The 15,297-nt window shown below is 56.4% G+C and carries 15 protein-coding genes and 1 tRNA gene; 7 read left to right on the forward strand and 9 right to left on the reverse strand.

Annotation, left to right across the window (positions count from 1 at the left end):
• The first annotated feature begins 104 nt into the window (after positions 1–104).
• The 7 genes from K2184_RS09030 (at position 105) to K2184_RS09060 (ending at position 5,045) form a co-directional block, all read left to right on the forward strand.
• A tRNA-Arg gene (locus K2184_RS09030) sits at positions 105–181 on the forward strand.
• A gap of 304 nt (positions 182–485) precedes the next feature.
• The gene (locus K2184_RS09035) at positions 486–800 is read left to right on the forward strand and encodes a BON domain-containing protein (protein WP_004104803.1); all 315 of its coding nucleotides are present in this window, start codon (positions 486–488) and stop codon (positions 798–800) included.
• A gap of 127 nt (positions 801–927) precedes the next feature.
• The gene (gene yqaB, locus K2184_RS09040) at positions 928–1,494 is read left to right on the forward strand and encodes a fructose-1-phosphate/6-phosphogluconate phosphatase (RefSeq protein ID WP_004104801.1); all 567 of its coding nucleotides are present in this window, start codon (positions 928–930) and stop codon (positions 1,492–1,494) included.
• Positions 1,491–1,919: a YqaA family protein gene (locus tag K2184_RS09045; protein WP_004104799.1), complete on the forward strand. Its 429-nt coding sequence runs from the start codon at positions 1,491–1,493 to the stop codon at positions 1,917–1,919. The genes yqaB and K2184_RS09045 overlap by 4 nt, the downstream gene beginning before the upstream one ends.
• A gap of 66 nt (positions 1,920–1,985) precedes the next feature.
• A complete protein-coding gene (gene gshA / locus K2184_RS09050) occupies positions 1,986–3,542 on the forward strand; it encodes a glutamate--cysteine ligase (RefSeq protein ID WP_017145511.1) in 1,557 nt (518 codons plus the stop codon).
• A 165-nt stretch (positions 3,543–3,707) separates the two neighbouring features.
• Positions 3,708–4,223 carry an S-ribosylhomocysteine lyase gene (gene luxS, locus K2184_RS09055; protein WP_004104795.1) on the forward strand — a complete coding sequence of 172 codons (516 nt, stop codon included), beginning with the start codon at positions 3,708–3,710 and terminating at the stop codon, positions 4,221–4,223.
• Between the two features lie 54 nt (positions 4,224–4,277).
• Positions 4,278–5,045 carry an AraC family transcriptional regulator gene (locus tag K2184_RS09060; protein WP_004104793.1) on the forward strand — a complete coding sequence of 256 codons (768 nt, stop codon included), beginning with the start codon at positions 4,278–4,280 and terminating at the stop codon, positions 5,043–5,045.
• On the opposite strand, the gene leuA is transcribed toward K2184_RS09060, so the two are convergent.
• From leuA to proV, 9 genes are all read right to left on the reverse strand, one after another.
• Entirely contained in the window at positions 5,024–6,700 is a 1,677-nt protein-coding gene (gene leuA / locus K2184_RS09065; RefSeq protein WP_017145512.1) for a 2-isopropylmalate synthase, read from the reverse strand. The genes K2184_RS09060 and leuA overlap by 22 nt on opposite strands.
• A 144-nt stretch (positions 6,701–6,844) precedes the next feature.
• Positions 6,845–8,383, reverse strand: coding sequence for a multidrug efflux MFS transporter permease subunit EmrB (gene emrB / locus K2184_RS09070; RefSeq protein WP_004104788.1), 1,539 nt, complete (start codon positions 8,381–8,383; stop codon positions 6,845–6,847).
• Positions 8,384–8,398: 15 nt separating this feature from the next.
• On the reverse strand, positions 8,399–9,571 hold the full coding sequence (gene emrA / locus K2184_RS09075) for a multidrug efflux MFS transporter periplasmic adaptor subunit EmrA (RefSeq protein ID WP_004104787.1): 1,173 nt from the start codon (positions 9,569–9,571) through the stop codon (positions 8,399–8,401).
• A gap of 133 nt (positions 9,572–9,704) precedes the next feature.
• The gene (gene mprA, locus K2184_RS09080) at positions 9,705–10,235 is read right to left on the reverse strand and encodes a transcriptional repressor MprA (RefSeq protein ID WP_004104785.1); all 531 of its coding nucleotides are present in this window, start codon (positions 10,233–10,235) and stop codon (positions 9,705–9,707) included.
• Positions 10,236–10,326: 91 nt separating this feature from the next.
• Positions 10,327–10,662, reverse strand: coding sequence for an L-valine transporter subunit YgaH (ygaH, locus tag K2184_RS09085; RefSeq protein WP_004114708.1), 336 nt, complete (start codon positions 10,660–10,662; stop codon positions 10,327–10,329).
• Positions 10,652–11,398: an AzlC family ABC transporter permease gene (locus K2184_RS09090; RefSeq protein ID WP_004104780.1), complete on the reverse strand. Its 747-nt coding sequence runs from the start codon at positions 11,396–11,398 to the stop codon at positions 10,652–10,654. The genes ygaH and K2184_RS09090 overlap by 11 nt, the downstream gene beginning before the upstream one ends.
• 278 nt (positions 11,399–11,676) lie before the next feature.
• The gene (proX, locus tag K2184_RS09095; RefSeq protein WP_004114704.1) at positions 11,677–12,672 is read right to left on the reverse strand and encodes a glycine betaine/L-proline ABC transporter substrate-binding protein ProX; all 996 of its coding nucleotides are present in this window, start codon (positions 12,670–12,672) and stop codon (positions 11,677–11,679) included.
• Positions 12,673–12,732: 60 nt separating this feature from the next.
• Entirely contained in the window at positions 12,733–13,797 is a 1,065-nt protein-coding gene (gene proW, locus K2184_RS09100; protein WP_016810037.1) for a glycine betaine/L-proline ABC transporter permease ProW, read from the reverse strand.
• Positions 13,790–14,992 carry a glycine betaine/L-proline ABC transporter ATP-binding protein ProV gene (proV, locus tag K2184_RS09105; protein ID WP_004104775.1) on the reverse strand — a complete coding sequence of 401 codons (1,203 nt, stop codon included), beginning with the start codon at positions 14,990–14,992 and terminating at the stop codon, positions 13,790–13,792. The genes proW and proV overlap by 8 nt, the downstream gene beginning before the upstream one ends.
• Positions 14,993–15,297 lie beyond the last annotated feature (305 nt).

A 15,297-nucleotide genomic window follows, 5' to 3' on the forward strand; every position in this document is an offset into this window, starting at 1 on the left:
CCCGAAGGGCGAACCGAGTGAGTCATCCTCCCGGATGCACCCTCTCTTACTTGATACGGCTTTAGCAGCGGTATCAATATCGGCAGTAAAGCAAGTTTCCCGATGCATCCGTAGCTCAGCTGGATAGAGTACTCGGCTACGAACCGAGCGGTCGGAGGTTCGAATCCTCCCGGATGCACCATATTCTCCGAGATAACAGCCACGCGGTTGTTTCATGGTCTGCGAGATGATCGCCAGCACCAGGGAGGATAACGTTGCTTTAGCAACGGCCCGCAGGGCGAACCGAGTGAGTCATGCTCCCGGATGCACCTATTCTCTTCATAATAAATATTCTTCAGTTCCTCCTCCTTATCTCAAGCATGTTAAGCGCAATAATTCACCTTATTCTTCAGCACTTTTTTCATTGGCAACTCCCTCTTTCCACTATAATTTATTCCTGTATATCGATCTGATTTTGGGTGAGATAAGTGCAAGGAGAGAAATCCATGAAATGGTTCAAAGCAATAACTGCGTTTTGCGCGACGCTGCTGGTGGCCGTATCGCTGGCGGGCTGTGCCGGTTCGTCCACAAAGGAGAGTACCGGTGGTTACATTGACGATACCGTCATTACGACTAAAGTAAAAACCGCGCTCTTCAATGACAAAGAGATAAAGTCTTCAGAAATTAGCGTCCAGACCTTTAAAGGTCGCGTACAGCTCAGCGGCTTTGTCTCATCCGCAGACAGCGCTAAACGTGCGGTCGAAGTCACGAGAAAAGTGCAGGGCGTTCGCGTGGTTGAGAACGATTTAAGAATCAAATAATCGCAGCAGACTGCACTGTTATTAGCAAGGGCGCCACAGAGCGCCCTTGTTGCATCTACCGCTGGCAGCGACAAACCTGACCTTTTGCGTTACAGTAACACCTCCTTAACCGGTTGATGAGAAGACGATGTACGAACGTTATGCAGGACTGATTTTTGATATGGATGGCACGATCCTCGATACCGAGCCGACGCATCGTAAGGCATGGGACGAGGTTCTGGGACGTTACGGCATGCGTTTCGATATGCAGGCCATGGTCGCGCTTAACGGATCTCCAACCTGGCGGATTGCTCAGGCCATTATTGAATTAAATCAGGCTGATTTAGATCCTCATCTTCTGGCGCAGGAAAAAACTGCCGCTGTGAAAGCGATGCTGCTTGATAGCGTCCGTCCTTTACCGCTTATTGAGGTGGTCAAAGAGTGGCACGGTCGTCGTCCGATGTCAGTCGGTACCGGCAGCGAGAGCGCCGTTGCTGAAGCGCTGCTGGCTCATCTGGGTCTGCGTCACTACTTCTCGGCGGTGGTTGCCGCGGATCATGTCGCCAACCATAAACCCGCACCTGATACTTTCTTACTTTGCGCAGAGCGCATGGGCGTTGCGGCGGAGAAGTGCGTGGTCTTTGAAGATGCGGACTTCGGGCTGCAGGCGGCGAAGCGCGCCGGAATGGATGCCGTGGACGTGCGATTGCTGTGAGCGACTCGCTGTCGCTGATATCGCTGTTTGCCAGTAGCTTTCTAAGCGCAACGCTGCTTCCCGGCAACTCGGAAGTGGTGTTGATCGCCATGCTGCTGGCGGGGGTTAGCCAGCCGTGGTTACTGGTTTTAATAGCAATAATCGGTAATAGCCTTGGAGGGGTAACTAACGTTATTCTGGGGCGCCTGTTTCCGCTGCGCAAGACATCGCGCTGGCAGGAGAAGGCGACCGGCTGGCTGAGGCGCTACGGCGCGGTCACGCTATTATTAAGCTGGGCGCCTGTTATAGGCGATTTGCTGTGTTTACTGGCGGGATGGATGCGCATTTCCTGGGGACCAGTGCTCTTTTTTTTATGCCTTGGCAAAGCATTACGCTATATCGTCGTTGCGGCGATAACGCTTCAGGGCATGACGTGGTGGCACTAATTGGACTGATTGTTCAACCATTACAATTATGCTAATTCAAACGATTTCGACAGGCGGGAGGTCAAATTGATCCCGGACGTATCACAGGCGCTGGCCTGGCTGGAAAAAAATCCGCAGGCGCTGCAGGGTATTCAACGCGGTCTAGAGCGCGAAACGCTGCGCGTCAACGCTGATGGCACGCTGGCCACTACCGGCCATCCGGAAGCACTGGGTTCAGCGCTGACTCATAAATGGATTACCACCGATTTTGCCGAAGCTTTGCTGGAGTTTATTACGCCGGTTGATGGCGATATTCAGCATATGCTCACCTTCATGCGCGATGTTCATCGCTATACCGCGCGCCATATTGGCGACGAGCGGATGTGGCCGCTGAGCATGCCGTGCTATATCGCGCCCGGCCAGGATATTGAGCTGGCGCAGTACGGCAGCTCAAATATCGGCCGTCTGAAAACGCTGTATCGCGAAGGATTGAAGAATCGCTACGGCGCGCTTATGCAAACGATCTCCGGCGTGCACTATAACTTCTCTCTGCCGATGGCTTTCTGGCAGGCCAGGTGCGGCGTCGAGGATGCTGAAAGCGGGAAAGAGGCCATTTCTGCCGGCTATTTCCGATCTATTCGCAACTACTATCGTTTTGGGTGGGTCATCCCGTACCTGTTCGGCGCTTCCCCGGCTATTTGTTCGTCGTTCCTGCAAGGGAAGCCGACCACGCTGCCGTTTGAGAAAGCCAGCAACGGCATGTACTACCTGCCTTATGCGACCTCATTGCGCCTGAGCGATCTCGGCTATACCAATAAGTCGCAAAGCAATCTCGGAATTACGTTTAACGATCTGCATGAGTATGTGGCAGGATTGAAGCGGGCGATTAAAACGCCATCCGAAGAGTATGAGAATATCGGGCTGGAGAAAGACGGCAAGCGTCTGCAAATTAACAGCAACGTGCTGCAGATCGAAAACGAGCTGTACGCGCCGATTCGGCCGAAACGCGTGACCCGCAGCGGTGAAACGCCTTCCGACGCGCTGCTGCGCGGCGGCATTGAATATATCGAAGTCCGCTCCCTGGATATCAACCCGTTCTCACCGATTGGCGTTGACGAACAGCAGGTACGTTTCCTCGATCTGTTTATGGTCTGGTGCGTGCTGGCCGATGCGCCGGAAATGAGCAGCGACGAGCTGCTGTGCACGCGCACTAACTGGAATCGGGTGATTCTGGAAGGCCGCAAGCCGGGCCTGACGTTGGGTATTGGCTGCGAAACCGCCCAGTACCCGCTGGCTCAGGTCGGCAAAGATCTGTTCCGCGATTTACGCCGCGTGGCGCAAACGCTGGATAGCATCCACGGATGCCAGGCTTATCAGCAGGCCTGCGATGAGCTGGTCGCCTGCTTTGACAACCCGGAATTAACCTTCTCGGCGCGCGTTCTGCGTTCTATGCTTGAAGAGGGGATTGGCGGTACCGGCAGAGAGCTGGCCGATCGGTATCGGACGATGCTGCGCGAAGAGCCGCTGGAAATTTTAAGCGAAGCGGATTTTGCTGCCGAACGCGAAGCGTCGGTACAGCGTCAGAAGAAGGTGGAAGCGGCGGACAGCGAGTCGTTTGAAGCGCTACTGGCGAGGCATGCGTAGTTTTACGAGCCGTAAAAAAGAAAACGGCCACATCACTGTGGCCAAACTTTCATCTCTGATTCAGGGATGATGATGATAATAAATGCGCGTCTTTCATATACTCAGACTCGCTGCCTCAAAAAGAGTTCATTTTATTTTTAAAAAAATCACTATCGGAGGTGAAGAATGCCGTTGTTAGATAGTTTCACAGTCGACCATACCCGAATGGAAGCGCCTGCGGTGCGCGTGGCGAAGAAAATGAACACGCCTCACGGCGATGAAATCACCGTTTTCGATCTGCGATTCTGCGTACCAAACCAGGAAGTGATGCCGGAAAGAGGTATTCACACCCTTGAGCACCTGTTTGCCGGCTTTATGCGCGATCACCTGAACGGCAATGGTGTGGAAATTATCGACATCTCTCCGATGGGCTGCCGTACCGGGTTCTATATGAGCCTGATCGGTACGCCGGACGAGCAGCGCGTCGCGGATGCCTGGAAAGCGGCGATGGCCGACGTGCTGAAGGTGAAAGATCAGAACCAGATCCCGGAGCTGAACGTTTACCAGTGCGGAACCTACACCATGCACTCGCTGGAAGAAGCCCAGGAAATCGCTCGCCATATCATTGAGCGTGATGTCCGCGTCAACAGCAACGACGAGCTGGCGCTGCCGAAAGAAAAACTGCAAGAGCTGCACATCTAGTGCTATCGCTACGGCCCGGCGAACGCTGCCGGGCCGCAATTCATCAACGCCGCAATGTCGACAACTTTAACCCTCAACTTCCAGCATCGTTCACTGGTGCCCTTTGCCCATGATTATGCCCATGGCGATAGCGAACCCTGGCATCAGCACGATTGCGCTCAGCTGTTACATATCCTCAGCGGCGTAGTACGGGTGGAAACCGCGCAGGGTTATTGGGTTGTGCCGCCGGGGCGAGGCGTCTGGCTTCCCGCCGGTACGCCGCATACGCTACGGATTACCGGCGCGGCGGCTGCGCGAACCCTGTTTATCGATCCCCTTGCCCGCGCCGATCTCCCTTCAACCTGCCAGATAGTACAGATCACTCCGCTGCTGCGTGAACTGATTGTCGCGTCGCTGACGCTGGCGGAATCTTACGCGCCGGGCAGCCGCGATGAACGAATCTACGAACTGATCCTCGATGAGATTCGCGGTATGGCGGTGCTGCCGTTTGGCCTGCCGGAGCCGCAAAGCGAAGCGCTGCGCCGTTTATGCCAGAAGGTACGAGAAGCGCCAGGAGAGCCGTGGGGCAGCGCCGCGGCGGCGAAAGAGAGCAGCATGAGCGAGCGCACGCTGAATCGCCATTTTCAGCAGCAGACCACGCTCACCTGGAGCGAGTGGGTGCGCCGGGCGAAGCTGATGGAAGCGCTGGTTCGCCTGGCGCAGGGGCATTCGGTACTGCGGGTGGCGCTGGATCTCGGCTACGGCAGCCACAGCGCTTTTAGCGCCATGTTTCGCCGGGTGTTAGGCGTGACCCCCAGCGATTACTTCCGCTCGCCGGAGTGATGGTTTTCGCTCATCGCGTTGCACAGCGCCTGCAGCGAGGCGCGCGCCACGTCGTTATCAATTCCGACCCCCCAACGGCTCTCGCCATTCGGGAAGACGCAGCGAATATAGGCCACTGAACGGCTGTCGCTGCGTTCACCCAGGGTGTGCTCATGATAATCTTTAATCACGGAGTTTTGCCTTAACAGGACGCTCAGCCCGGCGGCGGCGGCGGACAGCAGGCCGTTGCCGCGGCTCTGCAGTCGTCGCGTTTCACCGGCGATGCGCAGGGTAGCCTGCAGAGAAAGCTGGCCGTCCTGCTGGCTATCGCTTTGGTAATCCAGCAGCGCAAGCGGCGGCTGGGGGAGCAGTCCGTAGCGCGCGCGAAACAGCTGCCATAGCGCATTCTGGGTCATCTCTTTCCCGTGAGCGTCGGTTTCGTGCTGGACGTGCAGGCTAAAATCCTGCTGCAGCGCACGCGGAAGCTTGAGGCCATGATTCTGTTCAATCAGCCATGCGCTCCCGCTTTTGCCGGACTGGCTGTTAACGCGGATCACCGCCTCGTAGCTGCAGCCGATATCCTGCGGATCGATAGGCAGATAGGGCATTTCCCAGCGTTCGCCGGGCCGGCGGGCATCGAATCCCTTTTTAATGGCATCCTGATGCGAGCCGGAAAAGGCGGTGTAGGCCAGACTGCCCGCCCAGGGATGGCGCGGATGAACCGGGATCTGATTGCAGCTTTCGACGATTTCGACCACCCGCTTCATCCCGGAGAATTTGAGCCGGGGATTGACGCCCTGGCTGTAGAGATTCATCGCCAGCGTCACCAGGCAGACGTTACCGGTGCGCTCGCCGTTGCCGAACAGGCAGCCTTCGACGCGGTCGGCGCCTGCCATCACCGCCAGCTCCGCGCTGGCAACGCCGGTACCCCGATCGTTATGCGGATGGACGCTGATGCATACATCGGCGCGGCGCGAAAAGTGACGGCAAAAATGCTCAATTTGATCGGCATATACGTTGGGCGTGCTCACCTCTACCGTCGCGGGCAGATTGATAATCATCGGCCGTTCGGCGCAGGGCTGCCATATTTCCGCCACCGCCTCGCAAATCTCCAGCGCGAATTCCGGCTCGGTGAAGCAAAAGGTTTCCGGAGAGTACTCGTATTGCCAGCGGGTCAGCGGCTGCTGCTCGCACTGCTGACGGATAAGCCGGGTCGCGCGGGTCGCCAGGTCGATCACCTGCGCTTTGTCCATTCCAAAAACCAGCTCGCGAAACAGCGGCGCGGTGGCGTTATAGAGGTGTACGGTAGCGCGGTGGGCATCGCGCAGAGCGGCAAACGTACGCAGGATCAAATCCTCCCGCGCCTGGGTCAGTACCTGAATCGTCACATCCTGCGGAATGCGCTGCTCTTCAATCAGTTGACGTACAAAGTTGAAGTCGGTTTGTGAGGCGGAGGGAAAGGCGACCTCAATCTCTTTAAAACCACACTCCAGCAGTAAATCCCAGAACTGCAGCTTGCGCGCGCTATCCATCGGCTCGGCCAGCGCCTGGTTGCCGTCGCGCAGATCGGTAGAGAGCCAGCGAGGGGCGCGGGTTATTTGCTGCTCTGGCCAGCGGCGGTCAGGCAGGGCGATCGGCGGATAGGGGCGGTATTTTTCACCGGGTTGAGTCAGCATGATTTTCTCCTTCTTAGCGGATCTTCATCGTGCATGAGGTGGGCAAAAGCGATCTCCAGCAAACCGGACATCGACTAGCGCAAACTGGACAATCTGCGTTTTGGGCAATAAAAAAGGGATCCGCAGATCCCTTCAGGGTAAATCTTAATGCGCGCCGCCGCCGCCGCCCCCGGCGCTAAACGGCGGTCTGGCAAACCATACCAGCCCGAGCAGAAGGATAAACACCGCCGCCGAGAACCAGAAAATTTCGTTGGCGGAGATAATCAGCCCCTGGTTGGTAATCTGCTGCGCTATCCAGCCGGATGCCTGCTGTTGCGTCATTCCTAATCCCTGCAGCTGGTCGTACATCTGCTGGGCGTTGGGATTGTATGGCGTCACCGACTCGGTAAGCTGCGCATGGTGCAGCGCCTCGCGGTTCGTCCACATGGTGGTGGTAATCGAGGTGCCGATAGACCCCGCCAGCGTACGCGTGAAGTTCGACAGGCTCGACGCCGCCGCCAGCCTTTCCGGCGGCAGGCCGGACAGGGTGATGGTGGTCAACGGCATAAAGAAGCAGGCCACCGCGAAGCCCTGGATAAACTGCGGCCACGCCGAGGCGCCAAAGTCCATTCCCGGTTCGAAGGTCCATGCGCGCCAGTAGAAACAGACCGCGTACATGATAAAGCTAAATGTGACCAGCCGACGCATATCCAGCTTATGCGCAAAGCGGCCGATAATCGGCGACAGGATAACCGGGATCACCCCGACCGGCGCCGAAGCCAGACCGGCCCAGGTAGCGGTATAGCCGTACACCTCCTGCAATAGCTGCGGCAACAGCACGATAGCGCCGAAGTAGAGCATATAGGCGAGGCTGATGCACAGGCAGCCGATGGTAAAGTTTCGCGACTTGAAGAGCGACAGATCGACGATGGGGTTGTCGTCGGTTAGCTCCCAGACGATCAGGAAACTTATCGCCACCACCGCGACAATCGTCAGGATGATGATCTCGTTGGAGGCGAACCAGTCCAGCTCTTTACCCCGGTCGAGCATTACCTGCAGGCTACCGATACCGATAATCAGCAGCGCCAGGCCCACGCCGTCGATCCGCCGCTGTTCGGTGCGGGTTTCCCGGTTGCGCAGCGTTTGCAGCGTCATCACCACCACGGCGATGCCAATCGGCACGTTGATGAAGAAGATCCAGCCCCAGTGGTAATTGTCGCTGATATAGCCGCCGAGAATCGGGCCGCAAATCGGCGCGACGATCACCGTCATTGACCACAGCGCCAGCGCGATTGACCGCTTGGCGGGCGGGTAGTTGCTGAGCAGCAGACTTTGCGACAGCGGAATCAGCGGACCGGCGACGATCCCCTGTATCACGCGAAAGAAAATCAGCATCGTCAGGCTGTTGGAGACGCCGCAGGCCCAGGAGGCGATAGCGAACGCCACCGTCGACCAGAGGAATAGCTTCACTTCGCCAACGCGCTTTGCCAGCCAGCCGGTAATCGGAATGGAGATAGCGTTCGCCACCCCAAACGAGGTGATAACCCAGGTCCCCTGGCTCAACGATGAGCCAAGGTTACCGGCGATGGTGGGGATGGCCACGTTGGCGATGGTGGAGTCCAGCACCTGCATAAAGGTCGCGAGCGACAGCGCAATGGTCATAATGACCAGCTGCGCGCCTTCCAGCGGTTTTTGCTGTTGCATTACGCTCACCCCGAATTATCCGGCGTTGGCCTGGATGATGTCGTTTATCAGCTTATTGACCGGCTCAAGGCCGATTTCACGGGCATTGCTTTCGTAAACCGGAGCGCTACGTACCTGGCTTGCCAGCATCTCGCCGCCGCGGTCGGTGGTGTTCACTTCAACCAGCGTCGAAAGGCCGATGCGCAGCGGGTGCTCTGCCAGCTGTTTTTCATCCAGCTCGATACGTACCGGCAGGCGCTGAACCACTTTGATCCAGTTGCCGGTAGCGTTCTGCGCAGGCAGCAGCGAGAAGGCGCTCCCGGTCCCCATATCGAGACCGACGACTTTACCGGTGTATTTCACATCATCACCATAAATGTCGCTGATCACGGTGGCAGGCTGACCAATACGCATGTGCGCCAGCTGCGTTTCTTTGAAGTTGGCGTCAATCCACAGGTTGGTCGCCGGAACGACGGCCATCAGCGGGGTAGTGGTGGTGATTTGCGCGCCGGGCTGAACGGAACGGCGAGAAACGTAGCCGCTAATTGGGCTGACGATCTTCGTCCGCTGCAGGGCCAGCCAGGCGTTACGCACTTCGGTGGCCGCTTGCAGGACCGCAGGCTGTTGTTCCAGCTTCGTGCCCAGAACGATCGCCTGGTTGGCGTTGTATTGCTGAATCGCCACGTCCAGTTCGGCCTGCGCGCTGGCAACCGTGTCGCGCGCATGCTGCAGCTCTTCGCGGCCAATCAGGTTGGCCGCGCCCAGCGGAATACGACGGTTAAGGTCGGTTTGCGCCTGGGAAAGCGCGGTTTTTTTCACTTCGATGCTGGCCTGCAGCTGCTTGCTGTTGATCATCTGCTGGCGCGTTTGACGTACGCTGGCGGCCAGCTGGGTTTGCGCTTTTTCAAACGCCTGCTGGGCATCGGTCTGGTCGAGGGTGACCAGCGGATCGCCTTTTTGCACGTAGTCGGTGTTGTCGGCCCAGACTTTCGTCACGCTGCCGGACACCTGGGCCATAATCTGTACCTGATTCCCTGCCACGTACGCGTCGTCGGTCTCTTCGTAGTGACGCAGTACCAAAAACCAATAAATCCCGTATGCCACGGCAACAATAATAAAGAGCAAGGTCAGCAGCAGGAGGGCGCCTTTACGCTTCCCTTTTTTGCTGCCCGGTTGCTGCGGGGTTTGGCTCTCCGCATTTGCGCTCATGTTATTCTCCACGATCTTATTATTTCACATCGGCTGAGCCGACCTGTTTATCAGAAAGGCCAGCAGAAAGATCTGCTGGCCTGTCCGTTTTCCTTGTCAATCCAGAAAAATTGGTGAGCGGTTGGTTCCGCGCTTAGCGCAGAGACTCCGCAAGCACGCCATCCTCTTCCATTTGGTCAAGGCGACCAAGCAGCTTACGGGTGATATGCTCAAGCTGATCCTTTTCGCTGGTGCTTAAAGAGGACCAGAGCTGATGCAGGCAGTTGTGCTGCGGCGGTAAGACTTCGCGCAGGAACTGATGCCCTTTTTCGGTAAGCTGTAGATGCAGGCAGCGACGATCGTTATCGCTTTCGCGGCGCTCGATCCAGCCGCGTTTTTCCAGCTCGTCGGCAATGCGCGTGGCGTTGGTTCGCGAAGAGCCCAGCGCGCAGCTCAGCTCGGAAGGCTGAATGCTGTGGTTTTCCTGAGACTCAAGCGTGATCAGCGCCATAAACAATGTCTCGTTAATCCCTTGCGCTTTCAGCATCTTGTTACGGTTTTCCAGCAGTTTTCCCTGCATATGCATGCAAAGACGAGTAAGCAGAATTTCCTGAAAAGGGAAGTCTTCATGACGGCTGGCGCGGAACTTGAGCATTTGCTCAATGGGAGTAAACGAACTATCCATTTTGGTTATGACCTCATTAATTACAGCCGATATAATAACTATTGTGACAAATAAATCAAATCAATTATTGACAAAAACTTATACTTTAAGCTTATAGCCATACGCTGATTTTCCAGACAACACCGTAGGTTAGCGCGCTCAAAAGCGTAGGCGTAATTATGCTGCGTGTTTTCCAAAACGCCAGGCCCAACGCGGCGAAGCCTGCTAATGTGGGCAGCAGGCGGCGGGCGTCATGGAGGATTTCCGGCACGCTGGAGACAACCAGCAGCGCGCAAATGGAGGCGATGCCGATGGTATCGAGCAGGACGCTGACCGGGCCGCGGCGAGTCGGACGCGCGTTTCCGGCGCGCAGGCGCAGCGGCAGATAGCGAAAGAGATAGTTCACGCAGCCGACCACGACGCCGAGAATGAAGACATCACTGTTCATCGGGCATCCCCTGAATGCTGGCCTGCACCAGAGCAGTCAGGCAGCCGCAGACAATCCCGGCAAGGATCGCCGCGGGTATGGAAAACAGAATCATGCCAGCCAGCGCGCCTGCCAGCGCGGCGGTAACGCTCAGCGACTGCTTGCGCTGGAATGAGGCGAGTAAAAAGCTCATAAACAGCGCCGGCAGCATAAAGCCCAGCGCCGCTTCCACTGCCGGAAAGTTAGTCAGCAGGCCGCTGCCCGAATAAGCGCCGATCAGCGTGCCGAAGACCCATGACGCCCAGGACATAAAAGCGATGCCGATCATCCAGTTATCGCTCCAGCGTCGATTGTCGCGGACCAGCTTAGCGGTGGCAGCGGCAAAAACTTCATCGGTCAGGCCGAATGCCCAGAGCGCGGTTTTTTTCTTGCTCATCGCGCGCTGAATGCGGCTGCGCAGGGACGGGCCATACAGCACATGGCGAACGTCCATCGCCATGACGGTGAGCGCGGCGACCCATAGCGAGCTTCCTGCGGCCAGCATGGCGGTGATCACGAACTGGCTGGCGCCGGCGTAAATAATGCAGGAGAAGAACAGGCTTTCCAGCGGAGTAAAGCCAAGCTTAGTGGCGTTGAGACCGAAGGCGAAGGCGACGGGAATATAGCTGATGACGATCGGCAGGCTGTCCTTAATGCCTTCAGCCAGCGTCGCCTCGTCAGCGGGGGGAGTGTGCATCAATGCGTCAGGGTTTTCCATAGGAGTTGCTTATTAATAACTCACGTGAAAATCACATGATTAATCAGGTGGATTTACCTTAGCAGAGAGCGGCGCGGCTTAACAGTAACGAAAACGTTGATGGCTAAAGTTATGCAGTTTATTTGCATATCAATCCATCATTTAGAACAGGAGATGTCGTGTTGTGCAGGAGGCCGACTTCCCCGGGGGCGGCGCAAAGCGCCTTGCCCGGGCTACGGGTTTTGTAGCCCGGACAGATGTGTAGTATCGCCTCCGGGAATTGGCTATAAATTGGGAGACTATTTCTGCGCGGCCAGCGCTTCTTCCACCCAGCCGTCAAACTGCTGCTGGTGGGCTTTGATCCAGCCATCGACGTGGCCCTGGATATCTGCCTCAGAACCATGTCCCGCGTGCATCATGGCATTTTCGGCGTTGATATCGGCAATCGGCAGCTTCATGATGCTGAACAGTTTCGCCGCCGCCGGGTTTTTCTCGGCCCAGGCTTTGTTGGCGACAATATGCATTGTGTTCACCGGGAAGCCATAGTTCATGCCGTTTGGCAGTTTGGTATCAATATCTTTCTGTTCGCCCGGCAGGGAAGAGAACGGCACCTGCAGCCAGACGACATCTTTACCCGGCTTCAGCACGTCGCTGACCCAGTAAGGCGTCCAGGTGTAGTAGATCACCGGTTTGCCCTCCTTATAGCGGGCGATGGTATCGGCCATCATCGCCGCATAATTGCCCTGATTATGCACTACCGTATTGCTCAGGCCGTAGGCATCAAGCTGATGGTTGATGACCGCTTCACAGCCCCAGCCTGGCGTACAGCCGGTCAGATCGGCTTTGCCGTCGCCGTTGGTGTCAAAAAGTTTGGCGATTTTCGGATCTTTTAGCTGGTCGATAGATTTGATGTGGTACTGCTCGGCCGTTTTCTTATCAATCAGGTAGCCCTGCGCCGCCCCATTCACAAACACGCCTTCGCGGTAGAATTTTTTATCACCGCCGGCGGCTGCGTACATATCGTCATGCAGCGGCTGCCAGTTGGTGGCGATGTAGGTGGTATCACCTGCGGCGATCGAGGTGTAGGCGACGTTATAGTCAACTTCGCTCGGCTTATCGACGGTATAACCGAGCTTTTCCAGCGCGCGGCTGACCAGCAGGGTCTGGAAGGTCTCTTCCGAAATTGTGCTCTGTGCTGGTTTTACGGTAATGCCTTTACCAGGCAGATCCGCCGCGAAGGCGGTGGTGGAAATGAGGGCGGTAAACGCTGTGGCAAGGATCGCTGTATGTCGCATCGTTGTTCCTTTATTTGTCAGAAGGGAAGTCCATCCCCCCGGCAGCGGGGGGATGTGCTCTTATTTACAGAAAGGGCGAGTAATCAGCCCCAGAGGGCCGGTTGCGTACCAGCGGCGGTTGCCGCGGCTGCGCGAGTCCCGTCCTACGGCCTGAGTCAGACGGTCAAGAATAATGGCGAGGATAACAATCCCGACGCCGCCAACGGTGGCCAGACCCATATCAAGGCGACCGATGCCGCGTAGTACCATCTGGCCGAGACCGCCAACGGCAATCATTGAGGCAATCACCACCATCGACAGGGCCAGCATTAGCGTCTGGTTAACCCCGGCCATAATGGTCGGCATGGCCAGCGGCAGCTGAACCTTAAACAGCATCTGACGCGGGCTGGCGCCGAAGGAGCGCGAAGCTTCAATCAGATCCGCCGGCACCTGGTTAATCCCCAGAATAGTCAGACGAACAATCGGCGGTAGGGCGAAGATAATGGTCACTACCACGCCCGGAACGTTACCGATACCGAACAGCATGACGATGGGCACGAGATAAACGAACGCCGGGGTGGTTTGCATCGCATCCAACAGCGGACGGATAATCTTCGCCGCCCGCGGGCTCCGCGCCAGCCATATCCCAAGCGGCAGGCCGATCAGCATACAAAACAGCAGCGCGGTCAGCACCAGCGCCAGGGTTACCATCGCCTGCGACCAGGCGCCGATAGCGCCGATGGCGATCAGCGAAATCAGCGTCGCCGCGCCCATGCCGATGCTGGAAATCTGCCAGGCAATCAGCGAGAAAATAATAATCGCCACCGGCGCCGGCATGCCCAGCAGCAGCTGCTGGAAGGCGCTCAGGATGTAATCCACCGGTACGCGGATCCCCTGGAAAATCGGACGGAAATGCATCACTACCCAGTCGATGCCATGCGTGACCCAGCTATCGAGCGGAATCAGCGTTTTATGGAACGGATCCATTATATTGAAGTGTTCCGGCTGCGGCGCAGGCGCGCTGCTTAGCCAGTCGGCACCGCCGCCATCGGCCGGTGCTGGCGTAGAAGTGCCCCACGCATCGGCGGATTGCGCGGTGCTATCCGCCGCCGGTGCGGTGTCCCACGGGTTAGATTGATCAGCCATTGTTTGCCCCCTCGCGATCTAAAGCCTGCAGCAGCATGCGTTTTGAAATGATGCCGATGTACTGGTGCCCTTCATCGACAACCGGCACCGCGCACGGTGCATGGCCGACGTGAGAGAGCAGCTCGCTGAGCGGCGTTTGCGCATCCACCGCCTGTGGGGAGTCGATTAACGCCGCATCAATTCCCTGACCCTCGCTCAGCGCGGCTTTCAGGGAATCGATGGAAACAATGCCAACAAACTTATTCCCGCGTTCAATGACGTAGCCATATTCGCGGTCTTCATCCTGCAGTAATTTCAGCGCGGAACGCGGGCCGAAACCTGGCGTTTTACGAATCAGGCCAACCGGACTACGGCGGGCAATATCTTTGGCACTGAATACCTGGCTAATATCGACGCCGCGGAAGAAGGTTCGAACATAATCATTGGCAGGATTATTGAGTATTTCATCCGGCGTACCGACCTGAACCACTTCACCATTTTGCATAATGGCAATGCGATCGCCAATTCGCATGGCTTCATCAAGGTCGTGGGAAATAAATACCACGGTGCGCTGATGTCTGGCCTGTAATTTAGTTAGCTCATCCTGCATTTCCGTACGAATTAAGGGATCGAGCGCCGAGAAGGCTTCATCCATTAACAGAATATCGGGGTTGATCGCCAGCGCGCGGGCGAGACCAACGCGCTGACGCATGCCGCCGGAGAGCTCGTCCGGCCAGGCGTGAGCGTAGTTTTCCAGACCTACCTGACGCAGCGCCTCCAGCGCTTTCTCCTGGCGTTCCTGAGTCGGCACGCCGGCCAGCTCCATGCCGAAAGCGGCATTATCCAGTACGGTCATGTGCGGCATAAGGGCAAATGATTGAAAAACCATTGCAATCTTTTTCCTGCGCACTTCGCGAAGCTCGGCCTCAGAGATTTTAGCGATATCGACACCGTCGATCAGAACCTGGCCGCGGGTGGGTTCAATCAGGCGATTGAGAAGGCGAACCATGGTCGATTTCCCCGATCCGGAGAGCCCCATGATGACGAATATCTCGCCTTCTTCAATGGTCAGACTGGCGTTCTTTACGCCAAGCGACAACCCCGTCTTTTCCAGTATTTGTTCTTTCGATAGTCCTTTTTCGATATATTTGAAAGCCCGCTGCGGGTGCTCGCCAAATATCTTATAGAGATTCTTGATTTCTAATTTAATTGCCATGCAATAGAGCGTTTCCTGTTATTTATTAATATCGATATGGTACCCGGTGGTGATAATTGCTTTTTTACACCCTAACATACTGAGAATCTGTGACAACCCTTTATGGCGAATTACTGCGGGAATGCACAAGGGACAATTCCGGTACATCCCCCGTGATATAAGGGCTGAGCGGGAATTGCTCATGGTTGATATTTTTTAGTTATGTTAGCTTAATTCGGGCGGAAATCGATGGCATTCTGTTGAATATGACGCAGTGATGACCGAAAGATATTGAGTGGGATGAAAATGAATAATGTGAAATAAAT

It is taken from the genome of Klebsiella sp. K5-306 (assembly GCF_051835185.1).
GTDB classification, from domain to species: Bacteria; Pseudomonadota; Gammaproteobacteria; order Enterobacterales; family Enterobacteriaceae; genus Klebsiella; species Klebsiella oxytoca.